General features: G+C 56.2%; 10 protein-coding genes and 1 tRNA gene. 2 read left to right on the top strand and 9 right to left on the bottom strand.

Features of this window, described 5'->3' with window-relative positions; genetic code table 11:
* The first annotated feature begins 105 nt into the window (after positions 1–105).
* A tRNA-Met gene (locus OGX84_RS22150) sits at positions 106–182 on the top strand.
* 72 nt (positions 183–254) lie between these two features.
* Here OGX84_RS22150 and amiC read toward each other — a convergent pair.
* The gene (gene amiC / locus OGX84_RS22145) at positions 255–1,508 is read right to left on the bottom strand and encodes an N-acetylmuramoyl-L-alanine amidase AmiC (protein ID WP_047461541.1); all 1,254 of its coding nucleotides are present in this window, start codon (positions 1,506–1,508) and stop codon (positions 255–257) included.
* Positions 1,509–1,741: 233 nt separating this feature from the next.
* On the opposite strand from amiC, the gene argA reads away from it, so the two are divergent.
* A complete protein-coding gene (argA, locus tag OGX84_RS22140) occupies positions 1,742–3,073 on the top strand; it encodes an amino-acid N-acetyltransferase (RefSeq protein ID WP_024130906.1) in 1,332 nt (443 codons plus the stop codon).
* A 93-nt stretch (positions 3,074–3,166) separates the two neighbouring features.
* Here the strand turns inward: argA and recD are convergent, their stop codons facing one another.
* From recD to OGX84_RS22100, 8 genes are all read right to left on the bottom strand, one after another.
* Positions 3,167–4,993: an exodeoxyribonuclease V subunit alpha gene (gene recD / locus OGX84_RS22135; protein WP_112001594.1), complete on the bottom strand. Its 1,827-nt coding sequence runs from the start codon at positions 4,991–4,993 to the stop codon at positions 3,167–3,169.
* The gene (gene recB, locus OGX84_RS22130; protein WP_112001593.1) at positions 4,990–8,535 is read right to left on the bottom strand and encodes an exodeoxyribonuclease V subunit beta; all 3,546 of its coding nucleotides are present in this window, start codon (positions 8,533–8,535) and stop codon (positions 4,990–4,992) included. The genes recD and recB overlap by 4 nt, the downstream gene beginning before the upstream one ends.
* Complete coding sequence (gene ptrA / locus OGX84_RS22125; RefSeq protein ID WP_112001592.1) at positions 8,528–11,416, bottom strand: pitrilysin; 2,889 nt, start codon at positions 11,414–11,416, stop codon at positions 8,528–8,530. Before ptrA ends, recB begins: the two co-directional genes overlap by 8 nt.
* 181 nt (positions 11,417–11,597) lie before the next feature.
* Positions 11,598–14,966 carry an exodeoxyribonuclease V subunit gamma gene (recC, locus tag OGX84_RS22120; protein ID WP_112001591.1) on the bottom strand — a complete coding sequence of 1,123 codons (3,369 nt, stop codon included), beginning with the start codon at positions 14,964–14,966 and terminating at the stop codon, positions 11,598–11,600.
* Between the two features lie 12 nt (positions 14,967–14,978).
* Complete coding sequence (locus OGX84_RS22115) at positions 14,979–15,302, bottom strand: prepilin-type N-terminal cleavage/methylation domain-containing protein (RefSeq protein WP_115614456.1); 324 nt, start codon at positions 15,300–15,302, stop codon at positions 14,979–14,981.
* Positions 15,287–15,694, bottom strand: coding sequence for a DUF2509 family protein (locus OGX84_RS22110; protein ID WP_112001589.1), 408 nt, complete (start codon positions 15,692–15,694; stop codon positions 15,287–15,289). Before OGX84_RS22110 ends, OGX84_RS22115 begins: the two co-directional genes overlap by 16 nt.
* On the bottom strand, positions 15,691–16,254 hold the full coding sequence (locus tag OGX84_RS22105) for a prepilin peptidase-dependent protein (RefSeq protein ID WP_286458406.1): 564 nt from the start codon (positions 16,252–16,254) through the stop codon (positions 15,691–15,693). The genes OGX84_RS22110 and OGX84_RS22105 overlap by 4 nt, the downstream gene beginning before the upstream one ends.
* Positions 16,245–16,715: a prepilin peptidase-dependent protein gene (locus OGX84_RS22100; RefSeq protein ID WP_114848285.1), complete on the bottom strand. Its 471-nt coding sequence runs from the start codon at positions 16,713–16,715 to the stop codon at positions 16,245–16,247. Before OGX84_RS22100 ends, OGX84_RS22105 begins: the two co-directional genes overlap by 10 nt.
* Positions 16,716–16,871 lie beyond the last annotated feature (156 nt).

Here is a 16,871-nt window from a genome sequence, read left to right as displayed (position 1 = left end):
AGGCGGCGACGCAGTGAATCCTTAGGAGCTTACTCCAGTAAGTGACTGAGGTGAACGAGGAAAGCCAACGCAGATGTGGTTTGAAATACGAAGCAGAAAGACGGACGCGGGGTGGAGCAGCCTGGTAGCTCGTCGGGCTCATAACCCGAAGGTCGTCGGTTCAAATCCGGCCCCCGCAACCAATATTAAACACCTTAACGGGTGTTTTTTCGTTTCTGCGGCCCGTAAAAAAAGCGCCTTTCAGCGCTTTTTTATTATCCCCTTCTCGCCAGCGTCGCCCCATCGGCAAAGTAGGCTTTAATACCCGCCAGAATCGACTCCGCCACTTCCTGCTGGAACTTCGCCGTTTTGAGCTTACGCTCCTCTTCAATATTACTGATAAAGGCGGTTTCCACGAGAATAGAGGGAATATCCGGCGCTTTCAGCACCGCAAAGCCGGCCTGCTCAACCTGATTTTTGTGCAGATTATTAACCCTTCCCAGCCTGTTGAGCACCGCTTTACCGAACTTCAGACTATCGGCGATGGTCAACGATTGCACCATGTCGAACATGGTGTGATCGACATAGCGATCGCCGCTTTTACTCACGCCGCCGATCAAATCCGAGGCGTTCTGAGTTTGCGCGAGGTATTTTGCCGCCGTACTGGTCGCGCCCTTCGTCGAGAGCGCAAAAACGGATGAACCGCTGGGCTGTCGGCTGGTAAACGCGTCCGCATGGATAGAGACAAACAGGTCGGCGCGCTGCTTCTGGGCTTTCGCCACGCGCACTTTCAGCGGAATGAAGATATCCTCATTACGCGTCATGTAGACCTTCATATTGCCTTCTCTCTCAATTAACGCGCGCAAGCGGCGGGCAATCTGCAACACCACGTCTTTTTCGCGCGTCTTGTATTTCCCCACGGCGCCGGGATCTTCTCCTCCATGACCGGGATCGAGCATGATCACGATCGGGCGATCGCGTCCCGCCTTGCCCGGCTGCGGCCCGCTCTGCGCAGGCGGCACCTGCTTATCCAGATCGCCTTTGTTGTAATCTTCCAGCAGCGCCAGCAACGGGTCCTGCATATCCTGCGCATTGGCAGGGTAGAGATCCATCACCAGGCGTTCTTTAAAGCCCGCCACCGGCGCAAGGGCAAACAGCTGCGGTTTCACGTTTTGCTTCAGCTCAAACACCATCCGCACCGTCTGTGGATCAAACTGCCCCACTCGCGCTGACTTGATATACGGATCGTCCGCGCGGATCTGCGCGCCAATGCCTTTAAGCACCGAGTTCAGATTCACGCCTTCAATATCCACCACCACGCGCTCAGGGTTACTCAGGGCAAACTGTTTGTATTTCAGCAGACGGTTCGATTCCACCGTGACGCGGGTATAGCTGGACGCAGGCCAGATGCGTACCGCGACGACCTGGCTGACGGCAGCCAAACCGACCTGACTTACGCTCAATAGCCACATGGCGCCCGTCCCTTGTAGTAAACGACGGCGACTGATTGCTGAGTTGGATCCCGACATGCTTCTCCCGAGCAAAACAAACTTAACGGTGCTGATGTACAAAACGTCTAAATTGACCGGAAACTTTAGCGAATGACGCATAATCTGTCATCTATAAAAGGGTAAACTTTCTTTTTGTATTCACGGTATTACTGGGAGAAAACTTCAGCGGGATTAAAATTTGCGCTTGCGTGCGACGGAAAAACAGAATAAAAATACATTAATTTCGAATAATCATGCAATGAGGGTGTGCCGTGGTGAAGGAACGTAGAACCGAACTGGTACAGGGATTCCGCCATTCTGTTCCCTATATCAATACCCATCGGGGAAAAACGTTTGTCATTATGCTTGGCGGTGAGGCCATTGAGCATGAAAATTTCTCCAGTATCGTCAATGACATCGGGCTTCTGCACAGTCTGGGCATTCGCCTGGTGGTGGTGTATGGCGCGCGTCCGCAAATCGACGCGAACCTTGCCGCACATCATCATGAGCCGCTGTACCACAAAAATACCCGCGTGACGGACGCCAAAACGCTGGAACTGGTTAAGCAAGCGGCAGGCACGTTGCAGCTGGATATCACCGCCCGTCTGTCGATGAGCCTGAACAACACCCCCTTACAGGGCGCGCACATCAACGTCGTCAGCGGCAATTTTATTATTGCACAGCCGCTGGGCGTGGATGACGGCGTGGATTACTGCCACAGCGGACGCATTCGCCGTATTGATGAAGAGGCGATTCATCGCCAGTTAGACAGCGGCGCAATTGTGCTGATGGGGCCGGTCGCGGTTTCCGTCACAGGCGAAAGTTTTAACCTGACCTCAGAAGAGATCGCCACGCAGCTCGCCATCAAACTGAAGGCGGAGAAGATGATCGGCTTCTGTTCGTCGCAAGGGGTAACTAACGACGAAGGCGACATCGTTTCCGAACTTTTCCCGAACGAAGCGCAGGCACGCGTTGAAGCGCAGGAAGAAAAAGGCGATTACAATTCAGGCACCGTGCGGTTCCTGCGCGGCGCGGTGAAAGCCTGTCGCAGCGGCGTGCGTCGCTGCCATCTGATTAGCTACCAGGAAGACGGCGCGCTATTGCAGGAGCTGTTCTCACGCGACGGGATCGGGACGCAAATCGTGATGGAGAGCGCCGAGCAGATTCGCCGCGCCACCATTAACGATATCGGCGGGATCCTGGAGCTGATTCGCCCGCTGGAACAACAGGGGATTCTGGTGCGCCGCTCCCGTGAACAACTGGAGATGGAGATCGACAAATTCACGATTATCCAGCGAGATAATCTGACCATCGCCTGCGCCGCGCTGTACCCTTTCCCCGAAGAAAAAATCGGCGAAATGGCCTGCGTGGCGGTACATCCAGATTATCGCAGTTCATCGCGTGGCGAAGTCTTGCTGGAGCGGATCGCCGTGCAGGCAAGACAGATGGGCCTCAGCAAGCTGTTTGTGTTGACAACACGCAGTATTCACTGGTTCCAGGAACGTGGGTTTACGCCGGTGGATATCGAACTGCTGCCCGAGAGCAAGAAAGAGATGTACAACTATCAGCGTCGTTCAAAGGTGTTGATGGCAGATTTGGGATAACCCATTTTGCCTGACGGCGACGCTAAAGCGTCTTATCGGGTCTACGGGGATGCTGTAGGCCGGATAAGCGCAGGCGCCATCCGGCAACTTGCCTCACAGCCCGTTATTAAAAAACGCGGACAGTCCGCTACGTCGCTCCGTGCGCGTCGCAATTGCCCCGCTCAAAACTCGTTCATCGGCATAGAGAGACAGGCGACGACGTGCGCGCGTCACGGCGGTATACACCAGCTCACGGGTCACAACCGGCGAGCGCTGGCTGGGTAAAATCAGCGCCGCATGATCGAACTCCGATCCCTGCGATTTATGCACCGTCATCGCCCAGGTTGTTTCATGCTCCGGCAAACGGCTGGGCTGCACCGACTTAATGCTGCCATCCGGCATGGCGAACCACACCCTCACCCCCTGGCCGCGATCGAGCGCAATGCCGATATCGCCATTGAACAACCCCAACGCGCTGTCATTGCGCGCAATCATTACCGGGCGCCCTTCATACCAGCGGCTGTGCGGGTGACGCTGAATTTTGCGCTTTTGCAGCATAACCTGTTCGATGCGTTCATTCAGACCGCCAACGCCAAACGGCCCTTCACGCAACGCGCACAGCAACTGGTACTCATTGAAAGCCTGAATAATCGCCCCCGGCTCCGCACCCTCGCGAACAAGCGCCAGATAACGCCCATAACCGGCCAGTGCCTCATCGAGCATGGCGGCGTAATCCTCGCTGCTCTGTAGCGTTCGTTTTTCAATATCGCTGAATCCCTGCTGAAAGACCGTTTTCATCGCCGCTTTATCGCCGCGATTAATGGCTGCCGCCAGTTGACCAATGCCGGAATCATGCCCGAAGCGATAACTTTTTTGCAGCAAACACAGGCTATCGCGCAAAGAGGCCGCCTCCGTGCCTGCGCCCGCAGGAATGGGGCTTCCCGTCAGTCGGCTCAGCTGCTGCGCGCGACCGGCGGTAAATCCGGCATTTACCCAGGCGCAGATATCGCCCAGCACCGCCCCCGCCTCAACGGAAGCCAGCTGATCGCGATCGCCGAGAAAAATCACGCGTCCGTGCGGCGGCAACGCCTCAATTAGCCGCGACATCATCGGCAAATCGATCATTGATGCCTCATCCACCACCAGCACGTCCAGATGCAGCGGGTTTCCCGCGTGATGGCGCAGCCTCTGGCTACCGGGCTGTGCGCCCAACAGCCGGTGCAACGTACTGGCGTCATCCGGGATGCGTTTTTTTTGCTCATCCGTGAGAGGAAGCTGGCGCAACGCCGCGCCAAGCGACTCGGTCAGACGCGCCGCCGCTTTCCCCGTCGGCGCCGCCAGTCGTATACGGCATCGCTCGCCGTCCGCCATCTGAATCAACGCGGCCAGCAGCTTCGCCACGGTAGTGGTTTTACCGGTGCCAGGCCCGCCGGAAATGACGGAAATACGGCGCGTCAACGCCACGGCCGCCGCCACTTTTTGCCAGTTGACGTCATCCGTCGGCGGGAAAAGCGCATCCAGCGTACGGGCCAGTTGCTGTTCATCTACCGCGATCGCCTGGTTAACCTCGCTAAAAAAGCGGGCTACCGTGCGCTCGTTACTCCACATCCGGTTCAGGTAAAGGCGATCTTCATGCAGAATCAACGGCGTTGGCCGCTCTCCCCGACTGACCGCCCCGGAAGCCAGCAGACACGATGCCCAGTCTTCAGGCACGTCCCTCTCGCTAAACCAGGAGACCAGTAGCGGATGCGACTCTTCCGTTATCGCCAGGCGCGAAAGCGGCATACAGACATGCCCTTCCCCCGCATCGCGGCTGAGCAATGCAACGGCCAGCGTCACGCACGGATCGTCCTGCCCGGCAACCGCCAGCGCAAACTGAGCGTCTAATGGCCGCAACAGCTTTTGTTCTACGGCCTCCAGTAATCGCTTCTGAATTGTCATTGCGCCTCCTCCGCTACAACGCCTGCAAACATCTCATCCATTAACGCAATCAGTTCGCCGTCCGGTCGGGTCGAGAAAATGCCCTGCCGTGGATATTCACGGTCAACGCCGCGCAGGAAAAGGTAGATCACGCCGCCGAAATGGCGTTCATAGTCATAATCGGCGATGCGATGGCGCAGATAGCGGTGCAACGCCAGCGTATACAGCTGATATTGCAGGTCATAGCGATGCGTCTGCATCGCTGAGGCCATCGCCTCCTGAGTGTAGGCCGTGCTGTCTTCGCCCAGCCAGTTTGATTTGTAATCGAGCAGGTAATATCGCCCTTCATGGCGAAACACCAGGTCGATAAACCCTTTCAGCATGCCGCGAACCTGCATGAAGTCGAGCGGCGGGCAGCCCGCCGAGAGCGGATCAAACCGGCGAATCAGCGCATCCAGTTGACTGGCGATAAGCGGCTGTGCGATCGGCAGATAAAACGCCATCTCCACCTGTTTTTCACGGGCGGAAAGATGACGCAGACTCACGCCGCGTTCGATCAGGGGAGCCTGCAAAACAGCGTCCAGCCACTGCGTTAAAACCGGCTCCCAGTGCGCGTCATAACCGCCAAGCTCCAGTTTTTCCCGCACCCAGGCCGGGTCAACGGGCTGCGTAAAGTCGAGGTCTTCAAACAGGCTATGCAGGAATGTACCCGGCGATGCCCCTCGCGGGAACTGGTGCGGCGTCAGCTCCGGCTCTTCCACCACGTCCCCTACCCCGGCGGCATCCACATCCAGACGCGGAATTAAATCCTGGGCGACGCTATGGCCTTGCTGCTGTAAGCCGGAATAACTGGTTACTCGCCAGTTGTCGGCAGGCATTCGGCGTAATGCTCTGGCGCTTAGCGCCGCACGCGACGCTTCCGTTACCTGCCAGCGTTCGCTGTCCGGTTCGTCTGGCGTCCGACAGGCGATATCCTCCCCGCAAAGCGCGTCAATGCAGGCGCGAAGCCCGGCGGCATCTTTCGGCTCACCTTTTTGCAGCAAGCGCCCGAGCGCGCTCTGGTGTACATCGGTATCGCCTTTCTTATCTCCGCGACGACGCACCAACGGCGCAACGCCGAGACTGCAATGCCACACCGAACGGGTCAGCGCCACATAAAGCAAACGCAGGTCTTCCGCCAGACGCTCTGCTTCCGCCAGTTCAACGCTCTCCTCGGCGTGGCTGAGATCCAGCACCGCGTCAAACGAATTGCGATCGTGATAAAACGCCTGATCCTGCACGCGGAAATGGGTAATAAAAGGCAGCCAGACGAGCGGGTATTCCAGCCCTTTTGATTTATGGATGGTGACGATTTTCACCAGATGTTTATCGCTTTCCAGCCGCAGTTGCTGGCTGGCGGCATTGCTGTCCGGCTCAAGAATATGCTGCGACAGCCAGCGCACCAGCGCATGCTCGCTTTCCAGCTGCGAACCGGCTTCCTGCAACAATTCGCTGATGTGCAGAATATCGGTCAGGCGGCGCTCGCCTCCCGCTGTCGCCAGCAGGTTTTCAGCAATATTCCGCGCTGACATCAGCGCGCGCAGCATGGGCATGACGCCGCGCTTATGCCAGATTTGACGATAGCCGTCGAACTCTTCGACCACCGTATCCCAGGCATTTTCGTCGTTATTCAGCGTTTCGATGTCCTGCGCGGTCAGCCCCATCATCGAGGCCGCCATCGCGCTACGCAGCGTATTTTCACGCTCAGGCGTCATGACGGCCTGTAAGATCCACAGCATCTCCTGCGCTTCCAGCGTCTCAAATACGCTGTCGCGGTTGGAGAGATAAACGGACGGAATCGCCAGCAGCGTCAGCGCATCACGAATTTGCGCCGCTTCCTGGCGGCTTCGCACCAGCACGCTGATATCCGAGGCTCGAACCGGGCGTGAGGCTTTCTCGCTAACAAGCAGCGCATCGCCAGTTTGCCCGGCTTTCAGCCAGTCACGAATTTGCGTCGCGCACACCTGCGCCATGTAGCTCTGATAGTCGCCAATGCCGCAGCTTTCCCCTTCCATCAACCACATGTTCATGGCGGGCTGCGTCTCGCCGTTCAGCACAAAGCGCAGCGACTGGTTTTTCTGGGCCGATTTAACCGGCGCAAATGGAATTTCGCGGAACATAAAGGCGTCGTTCATCTGACTGAACAACGTATTCACGCTGTTGACCATGCCCGGTGCGGAACGCCAGTTGGTATCCAGCGTATAATGGGCGCTGACCTCGCTGCGGGCTTTCATGTAGGTGAAGATATCCGCGCCGCGAAACGCATAAATCGCCTGTTTCGGATCGCCAATCAGCAACAGCGCGGTGTCCGGCTGATGCCGCCAGATGCGGCGGAAAATGCGGTACTGCTGCGGGTCGGTATCCTGAAATTCATCAATCATCGCCACCGGGAAACGGCCACGAATTGCGCTTGCCAGCGCATCGCCGCTATTACTACGCAGCGCAACATCCAGACGACTCAGCATGTCGTCGAAACCTAATTCACCCCGGCGTTGTTTTTCCTGCGCAACCGTCTCGCGGATTTCTGCCAGCGCACGGGTAATCAGCAGATCTTTTATCGTCAACGGTTCAGCCAGCAGTTCCTCAATGGCGACAAACAGCGGATGCTGCGGGGTTATGCCGCCCGCTTTGGTTCTCTCTTCCAGGAATCGCCGGGAAAATTTCTCCAGCGCGTCGGGTAATTGATAGGTTTGCGTTTCCGCCTGCGCCCACGCCGTGATCTTCTCGATCCATTTCGTCTGGTTGCCGCGATTGAATTTTCTGCGATCGATTCCCGACGACTCTATCACCCCATCCAGTTCATCAACGGACGCGCACCATTGCTGCTTCAGGGCGTTAATACGCGACAAAATGTGTTCGTGGCGAGACGCCAGCGTCTCGTCTGACGGCGGCGGTGCTTTGATGACCGGCGCTTCGCCCTGCAAATAACGATCGATATCTTTCAGTAGCGCCCGGGGGCCTTTCCACGCTTCAAAGACAACCTGGGCAATTTCGCGTGGCAGCGGATAACAGTGACGCCGCCAGAAGTCGGCGCAGGCCTGATAGCGCAGAAGGGATTCATCTTCGATTAATTGCTGCTCGAACAGCATGCCGGACTCAAACGCATTCAGGCTGAGCATGCGCTGGCAAAAACCGTGGATGGTGAATACCGCCGCCTCATCCATCTGTCTTTCCGCCAACAGTAACCACTGCGCCGCCTGCTTTTTATCCTCGATCTCTTCCAGCAGGCGGGCATATAACGGGTTATCGGTAGTTTCACGCAGACAGGCAATGCGCAGTTCATGGATGTTGCTGCGGATGCGGCCGCGTAACTCTTCGGTGGCCGCCTCGGTAAACGTCACGACCAACAGTTCTTCCACGGTCAGCGGTCGGGGAAAGGCGGCAGAGCCGCCCAATCCGAGCAGCAGGCGCAGATACAACGCGGCGATAGTAAACGTTTTGCCAGTGCCCGCAGAGGCTTCAATCAGACGCTCGCCCGTAAGGGGCAAGCGTAAAGGATCAAGGGACTCAGCGGCATCATTCATTCTTTTCACTCATCAGGGGTAAGGTTTGCTGCAACGCGCTGACGTTCTCCCACACTTTCCAGCCTTCCGGGCGCACGTACTCTGCTTTCCCGTTCTGACTGCCGGAAACCTGTGACAGTATCGCCATGCCTTGCGGCTCAACCACCGCCTGATGGAAGAAATCGGCAAGTTTTTGCGGCGTCAGCAGTTTAATCTGAGCCACGATTTTATCACGTGAATCAAAGCGCATATTGCCGCGATCGAAATCTTTGCTTAATTTCGACGCTTCTTCGCCCAGCGTTTGCGGCGCTTGCAACATCTGCGCGATGATCGCCTGCTGAATTTGCGCAAACTCTTCCGGCGTCATCGCCCGCAGCTTCGCTTCCGCCGTTGGGAAGAATGCTTTGTAACGCTCCCAGAGATAAGACGGTTGCTTGTCGCTGCTTTGCAGCAAGAAACCCATCCCCCACTGACGCCCGACGCTCATCGGGAAAGCGAACACCGCATAACCTAACTGTTCTTCAGTACGCAACTGATTATAGAACCACGGCTGAACGATTTGCCCTAACATCGCGCTGTAGGCTGAACTGGCATATTCATCGTAACCGGTTGGAACGAATACCGCCGCCAGCGCGGAGTCAGTGCTGCTTCCCGCCTTCTCAAAGATGACCGACTGCTTTTTATCCACCAGTACGTCTTTATTGCGACACCACTCTGAACCGTTGGCGCCAAGCTGCTGTTGGATATCCCGCGCCATAGTTTTCACCTGCGCTTCGCGCATATTGCCAATCACCAAGAACTCCGGTCGCGCGCCTGCTTTTAACGTATCGCGGTAAGCCATGACCTCTTTCAGCGTGATCGAAGGCAACAGCTTACGGCGTTCATCACGCTGGAAGTAAGGCACCTGAGAAAGCATCTGTGCCGGCATAATCGCCTGATCGTAGGCCTTCCCTTTTTCTGCGGAATCCATCATCTGCGCATACCAGGATTTCGCCTGTTCCAGCTGTTCTTCCGTCGCGGTGTAGCTGAAATACCCTTCCAGCAATGCCTGGAAAAGCTGCGGCAAGCGCTGCGTGTAACCGTTCGCGTTAAGCATCAGACCATTGTTGGCGTTGGTGGAAAAGCCAATCCCGCCGACCGATGCCTGGTTGCTTAACTGGTCGAGCGCGATCCCCGCGAGATAATCGTTTAACGCAAACATCACCTGGTTTCTGGCGCTGTCCATTGCTTTCGGGTTACGCAGAATAACGCTGACATCCGCCTTAGGCTCGCTGGCAAAATAACGGCTCGGCGCATAAACCACGCGCAAATCCGGTTCATCGACAATCAGCTCCGGGTGGGGATATTCCTTCTCCGGTTTGATCAGCGTGAAATCGTCTGGAATATAGGGGTTAAGCTCCGGTAATGACAGCGCAATGCCCTGCGCTTTTTGCTGCCAGTCGGCGAGCGTTTTGTCGTCGATTTTATTCACCTGATAAGGCGCGTCGACAAAATAGGCCGTTTTGTTGTGCGGTTCCTTCGGGCTGATGTACCAGATACGCGCATTCTGCGGCGTCATCATCGCCAGGCGTGATTTCACCGCCGCCGCATCATATTGATCGGCGATATTCACCGCATCCAGCGTATGTTCCACCGGAACGCGAATCATCGTATCCGCCAGCCATTCGACGTAATCCATATCACGGGTGATAGAGGGGTAACGGAAGTCGAGATCCAGCACATGCGCCAGCTCATCGAAGTAGCGTTTATCCACGCCTTTTTCACGTAACAGGTTGAGATAGCTGAAGATGGCGGCGACAACGTCGTCCCGGTTCGCCAGTCCTTTGTCCGTCAGGGTAGCGGAAATAGCCAGTACGCCGCTGTTACCGTTAACCACCGGGTCAGAGTCCGCACGAATGCCTTCCACTAATCCTTGTTTTTGCAGCCAGTCGGAGAGCGTTCCCGGGCTCCGGTTGCCAATCAGGTAGGTCACCAGTTCGTCGGTTTTGCTGCGAAACTGCGCGCTGTTGTTATCAATACGAAACTCTACGCGCAGCACTTTACGCGGCAGAGCAGGCACATAATGAATGATGATGCCCTTTTGCGCGTCCGTTACTACCGGCACGGTAATTTCCGGCTTTTTGATATTTTTATTCGGCACCCGGCCATAGGTTTCAGCCGCAATACGCGCCAGTTCCGGCAGCGGTTTGTTACTGTAAATCACCGCCTTCATCAGGTTCGCTGAATAATATTTTTCGTGAAACGCCTGCAACGCCTGCTGAACCGGATTGCCCGGTTTGTCGCTTAAGGTTTCCAGATTGCCGCCAGAGAAGCGCGAACCCGGGTGCGCCGGGTTGATGGTTTCTGCGCTGACCTGCGCCATACGCATACCGTCTCGCGTACGCGCCATCGTCAGTTCGGCATTGACCGCATTGCGCTCACGCTCGGCATATTTTTTATCCAGCAACGGCGTGGCAATGGCATCGGCAAGGCGATCGACCGCACCTGACAGAGCGTCGTTTTCCACCTCCAGATAGAAGGCGGTACGATACGGCGCGGTGCTGGCATTATGGCTGCCGCCGTGCATTTTAAGGTATTCGGCAAGGCTGTCAGGCTGGGGATATTTTTTAGACCCCATCAGGCTCATATGTTCGAGATAGTGCGCCAGCCCCTGATGTTCATCGGGGTCCTCCAGCGATCCAACAGGCACCACCAGCGCCGAAAGCGATTTCACCGCTTGCGGGTCGGATACCAGCAAAACCACCATGTCATTGTCCAGACGAACCGCCTGATACTGACGCGTATCTTTCTCGCTTTTACGGATGGTTTCCGCCAAAGGCTGCCAACCGGTATCTGCCTGACTTAAGGGTGCCCAAAGGGCGACAAACAACAATAACGCTTTGAACCAGGTGCTGCGGGGCATTCACGAACCTCATCATTAACTTTCTTTCCCGCTCAGGTGAAGCGCGAGCGCGACGCTGGCGCTTATTGAGCAGGACAAAACTGTGTGCTAAACGAGTCAGCATCTCTTATTGTAAAATCAGTCCGTGACAGAAAACGCATCATAAATGAAGCCATTTAATTGCGCAATTTTTATACAGCCCTCACGACTGATTAAAACGAAATAGCGGTAACAGATAACGTTGAGACTGAGAAATAATGCTCTCTATCGTCTTCGGCTCCAGCTGACGCCACAACCGTTGATACCAGATATCATCCCCTTCTCCGCGTATCACCATGTTACCTTCATAAGCCTGCAAGAACTTCGTCCGGGCTTTTTGCAGCGTGTCAGCATCATCTAACATGGCATCATTCGTCGCGTCATAACAAGCTTTTATCCATGCGCCGCCGCTTTCAGGAAGAACCAGCAGTGGGGATGACATCCCTTCCCGATAACCGTCAATCAGCTGTGCGAGGTAAGTTAACGCCTGTTCAGCCTCTAACGGCGGGAAGCGCCACTCTCCCTCTTTACGCAGGAACAAACGACTTTCGCCTTTTCCGCCACAGGCACAATAGACAAGGTGTTCCAGCCAAAGTTGCATTCCCTGCGCAACGCTTATTAAAGATGGGCGCCAGCGCAACAAACCGTCTTCCTGCACCTGCGGCAACCACCCCGTGATCTGCACGCCATTGCAGAGCAGATCAACTTCCATACTTTTCCCCGGCTGACGACACGCGATAATCCTGTCCGCCAGCGACTGCATCTCCTGACGCTGCGTATCCCAGAGGATCTCGCCAAAAGCGCCATACGGGAGATCGCCCGCCGCCCGGAAGCGACGGAATAAAAGCCCGGCATCCTCTTCTTCGACCAGCGTATTAAGCAACTGCTGATTAAGCTGATAGCGGGTTAGCCCTTCCAGAATGAACGGCTCCGTATCGGGAATTTCACTCTCTTCCGCGCGGAAATTCACCTGTAGCCGCATCTGGAAAAACGCCCGCACCGGATGCGCCCAGAAGCGCTGAAGTTTTTCCAGCGTCAACGTCTCAGGGAGTTCATAGGGCAACGGCTGTACAAAATCAGAGTGGGCCTCGCCTGACTGACTTGCAGCAGGTAGCCATTCGCGCGCGTAGCTTTGCTGTTCACCGGGAAGATAGTTTTGCGCATCAAACGGCATCCGCGTGTGCAGGCGAGCGATATGCGCTTTCACGCGAGCCTCGCTCTCATCGCTGGTCAGTTCTTCATCTCCCGGCAAATAGTGACTTTGCCCGATATAATCCATCAGTTCCTGCACCAGGACTGACGGGAAACGTTCGCTGTTATCCTGAATAGAGCGCCCGATGTAGCTAATATAGAGCGTCTGCTGCGCAGAGATTAAGGCCTCAAGGAACAGGTAGCGGTCATCATCGCGACGGCTACGATCCCCGCGCATCGGTTTCTGGCTCATCAGGTCAAAACCGAGCGGCGCCAGCTGACGCGGATAGACGCCGTCATTCATACCAAGGAGACACACAACCTTAAAGGGGATAGAACGCATAGGCATGAGCGTACAGATGTTTACCGGCCCCGCCAGAAAACGCTGGCTGATGCGTTCCTGATCCAGCCTTTGCGCCAGCTCGTCCCGTAACAGAGACAGCGGCACCGCATCGCCATACTCCGCCTCAAGCCCTTCGGTGATAATCGCCTGCCATTGCTGCTCGATAAGGGTCATTGCGGCTTCCGTTTCCGCATCGGGCAGGAAAAAGTCATTGAGCATGTCGCGGCAAACCGGGAGCCACTCTTCCAGCGGACGCGCCTGCGCCAGCCCGCGACGCCAGAGGTTCAACTGCATAAGCAGGGACGCCAGATGCCCGACCAGCTCCGCAATCAGCCCGCTGGACTCGTCATAAGGCAGCACGGACTGCCATTCGCCCTGCGCGCTTTCCATCGCGTAACCCAGCAGCATACGCGTCAGGCCAAATTGCCAGGTATGCTGCCCCGTTGCAGGAAGCGCCAGTTCGCGCACGTTGTCATCATCAATCCCCCAGCGGATACCCGACTCATTGACCCATAAGCGAAGATAGCGCAGCCCTTCTTCGTTGATGTTAAATCGAGCCGCCAGAACCGGCACGTCCAGCAGCGCCAGCACATCTTCAGAGACAAAACGGCTGTCCGGCAACGACAGCAGGCTGATAAACGCCTGCAAAACAGGATGCGACTGACGCGCCCGGCGATCGGAGATGGCATAAGGCAGATAGCGTTCGGCAGGCGCACTGCCAAATACGGCCTGAATAAAGGGGCTATAGCTGTCGATATCCGCCACCATGACGATAATATCGCGCGGCATCAGCGTCGGGTCGGCCTCCAGCATCGCCAGCAGACGATCGTGCAGGATCTCCACTTCACGCTGCGGGCTATGGCATACGTGAAAGGTCACGCTGGCGTCATTCGGGTCAAGCAGACGCTTGTTGTCGCTTCGGGCGTACTCTTCGAGGTTCACCCCAGCCACGGCGCGACTTTCCAGCTCAAGGATGTCCGCCTGAATGTTATGAAGCAGGTTGTCCGGGGGAATATCGACAAACGCATCCAGTTCCTGCGTGTTTTCCAGTTCGGAAAGCAAGTAGATGTAATCCCGCCCCAGTTTCCCCCAGGACGCCAGCATCGGGTTCCCGACATCCTGCTCGCCGTCGCTATTAAATAACTCCCCGGCGCGTTGGTTATCGCGAAACAGCGGTAAGTCGCGCTCCTCAAAGCTGTGACGACGCTGACGAGCCACCAGTTTTGCCAGCCAGCCAGGGTCTCTGATATCCCCCCAGTAATAACGGCAGGGGTTAGTGAACAGCAGATGGATTTCGATGTGCTTTCCCAGCGCCTGCAAGGCCCGGAGATACACCGGCGGCAGCGCGGAAATACCACAAATAAAGACGCGCGAAGGCAGCCCCGTCGGGCTGGTTGTCGCATTTTCCAGCGTCTGGATAAAACGCTGATACACATTCGCACGGTGCCAACGCGGCTGCCCCAGTTCAGCCGTGTATTCCACCAGCGCCTTCCACAGCGGCGCCTGCCAGATCTGAGCCTCCCCTAACCCGTCAACCATCTGCCCCGCCTCCCACTGGGTAAGCCAGTCGGGGCGATAGACCAGATACTGATCGAAAAGATCGGCGGCACGCGAGGAAAGCTGGAATAGCTTGCGCTTGTCAGCGTCGTCCGTCAGATAGTGGCGCAGTAGTGTAAAATCCTCACGCTCCAGCAGTTGCGGCAGCAGCGTCATCAGCTTCCAGCTCATGTTTTGCTTGCTGAACGCGCTCTCTTTCGGGATATCAGGCAGCACGCGTACAAACATATCCCAGATAAAACTCGCGGGTAGCGGAAAATCGATATTCGCGGCGATACCAAATTTCTGCGAAAGGGTCATTTGCAGCCACTGCGCCATACCGGTACTTTGAACCAACACAATTTCGGGTTCAAAAGGATCGTCAAGCCGATCGCGCTCAACGATGAATTCCATTAACGCTTCCAGCACGTCCAGACGGTTGGAGTGGTAGACCCTTAACATAGCAACTCCTGACTACTGACTTTTCGGGCAATGTAAGCGCGACATCTGGCCTTGCCTGCCCAAAGGGGAAATGAGTTTAACGCTGATGCTGACACATCCCGCTTGTGTTGTCTGCATTCGGTTGGCCTGCCAGCTTTCGGGAGGTGAAAATGAATACAGCGCCGTTTGCTGCCAGCCGTACTGCCAGAGCTGTTGATATTGCGCCCTGACGACAAGACTCGTCATCAACGCCCGCTGATAACCCGATAACGCGGTGACGGTGATCACCAGCAGCGCCATCGCCAGTATCACTTCCGGCAGACTAAAACCACGCTGCCTGTTCAGGGTATCTGGCATAACGCCACCTCACTCAACGGGCAAAAATCGCTCCATCCATGCGGAGAAAATACAACGCCGCTTTCCTCCAGAGCACCCAGGCGCCAGACCGATGCGCCATCATACTGCGCAATCAATAAAGCGGTGTTGTTCCCGAGCAGGCGCAGGCAAACGCGGGCATTCGGCGTGGTGTATTGCCGACACTCAACCGCAGCCTGCGCCGACCATGACTGCATCCTTCCCCATTCCAGCGCCGACTGCGCCACCGCCTGACGCTGCAAGGCCCGGCTTTCTGTCGCCACCAGAGTGGAAAAACTCGCCTGCTGCTGGTTTGCCCCCTGAAGCAGCAGGCTGCCTAATACCAGCAGCAAAAGCACCATCGCCAGAGAAGACACACCCCGTTCACGTTTCACAGATTAAACCCGGTGACGCTGTATTGCGCCTCAACAGCGGTTTTAGAAGCCGCTTTACTACGCCCCTGAAGAGACAGCGTCAGTACCGGCGCAAAACCGGGCATCTCCTGACACTCAACGTTAAATGCCTCAATCTGTACCGTATCGGGATCGGTCATTTTATCCCACCCTTTATCTGCGCATGATGTTGCCCCGCGCAGTGTTTCCAGCGTTTTATTGTTTAAACGAAACCCGATCTGTTCGGCCTCTTTTCCCGGCGCAGTCTCCCAGCGCCCGTTATTATTGGCATCCCACTGTACGATAACGCACTCCCCCTGCCCGGCAATCACCAGTCCTCTCCCTGCGCAGTTTCCCCGGCAATATCCCGCGCGTTGCAGGTGTTTTGCCACGGTATAAGCACGCTGCCAGATCTCATCTTCCAGCAACAGTTGCCGCGTGGTCTGTAGAATCTCACGCTGTAGCGCGGGTAAAAATCGTGCCGCGCCGAGCAGTAGCATGCTGCTTATCGCCATCGCGATAAGTACCTCCAGTAGAGAAAAACCGCGCTCGTTCATCGACATGCTTCGGCCTCGCGTCCCTCACAGAGCCGGATTCGCCCCCAGGACGAAACCACCAGACGCCATTCGCCCGCGGCATTTTTCAGGCGGATATGACCGGCCCAGGCGGTATTGCGCAGACCAAAAAACGCCAGCGAGGGGGTGATCTCCACCATGTCTATATCGCGCCATGCTGGAATAAAGACGAACGGCGCGTCTGGCGTACAGGCACCTTGCGCCGAAGCAGTGCTGACAAAGCACCAGCCGCCGCGTTCTCTGATGACCTGAACAATGTGATCCCGGTTGTGCCAGTTCGCATCCTCACGCAGTTGCAGCAAATAATCCCGCAGCTGGCTGGCGGTTTGCCATAACCGTTGCTGCTGTTGCCAACGCTGCCAGCCATAGAGCCCTGTGGCGCTAAGGCTAACCATAAGAAGCATGGCGACCATTGTTTCAATGAGCGTATAGCCCTGTTGTTTTTTCATAGCGGCAGTATGCCGGGAGCGGAGAAAATGACGAGGCAAGAATGCAGATTATTCGGCGCGTTACGAGAAATAGTTATCGTATTACAGCACGTTGCAAAAATTCGGGAATCTGCGCCGAAGAATGGCGTACGGGATAAAAAAAACCGACGCACAAAG

Origin of the sequence: Citrobacter sp. CK202 (genome assembly GCF_030333225.1) — a bacterium.
Lineage (GTDB): Bacteria > Pseudomonadota > Gammaproteobacteria > Enterobacterales > Enterobacteriaceae > Citrobacter_B > Citrobacter_B koseri.
The sequence above is the reverse complement of the archived record's forward strand: the minus strand, read 5'-3'. Positions and strand labels throughout refer to the sequence as shown.

What these genes read in the sequence shown, in the direction of transcription:
- OGX84_RS22100 (WP_114848285.1), bottom strand. Translation starts at nt 16,715, where the DNA reads ATGAAAAAACAACAGGGCTATACGCTCATTGAAACAATGGTCGCCATG.
- recB (WP_112001593.1), bottom strand. Translation starts at nt 8,535, where the DNA reads ATGAATGATGCCGCTGAGTCCCTTGATCCTTTACGCTTGCCCCTTACG.
- OGX84_RS22105 (WP_286458406.1), bottom strand. Translation starts at nt 16,254, where the DNA reads ATGTCGATGAACGAGCGCGGTTTTTCTCTACTGGAGGTACTTATCGCG.
- recC (WP_112001591.1), bottom strand. Translation starts at nt 14,966, where the DNA reads ATGTTAAGGGTCTACCACTCCAACCGTCTGGACGTGCTGGAAGCGTTA.
- amiC (WP_047461541.1), bottom strand. Translation starts at nt 1,508, where the DNA reads ATGTCGGGATCCAACTCAGCAATCAGTCGCCGTCGTTTACTACAAGGG.
- recD (WP_112001594.1), bottom strand. Translation starts at nt 4,993, where the DNA reads ATGACAATTCAGAAGCGATTACTGGAGGCCGTAGAACAAAAGCTGTTG.
- OGX84_RS22115 (WP_115614456.1), bottom strand. Translation starts at nt 15,302, where the DNA reads ATGCCAGATACCCTGAACAGGCAGCGTGGTTTTAGTCTGCCGGAAGTG.
- ptrA (WP_112001592.1), bottom strand. Translation starts at nt 11,416, where the DNA reads ATGCCCCGCAGCACCTGGTTCAAAGCGTTATTGTTGTTTGTCGCCCTT.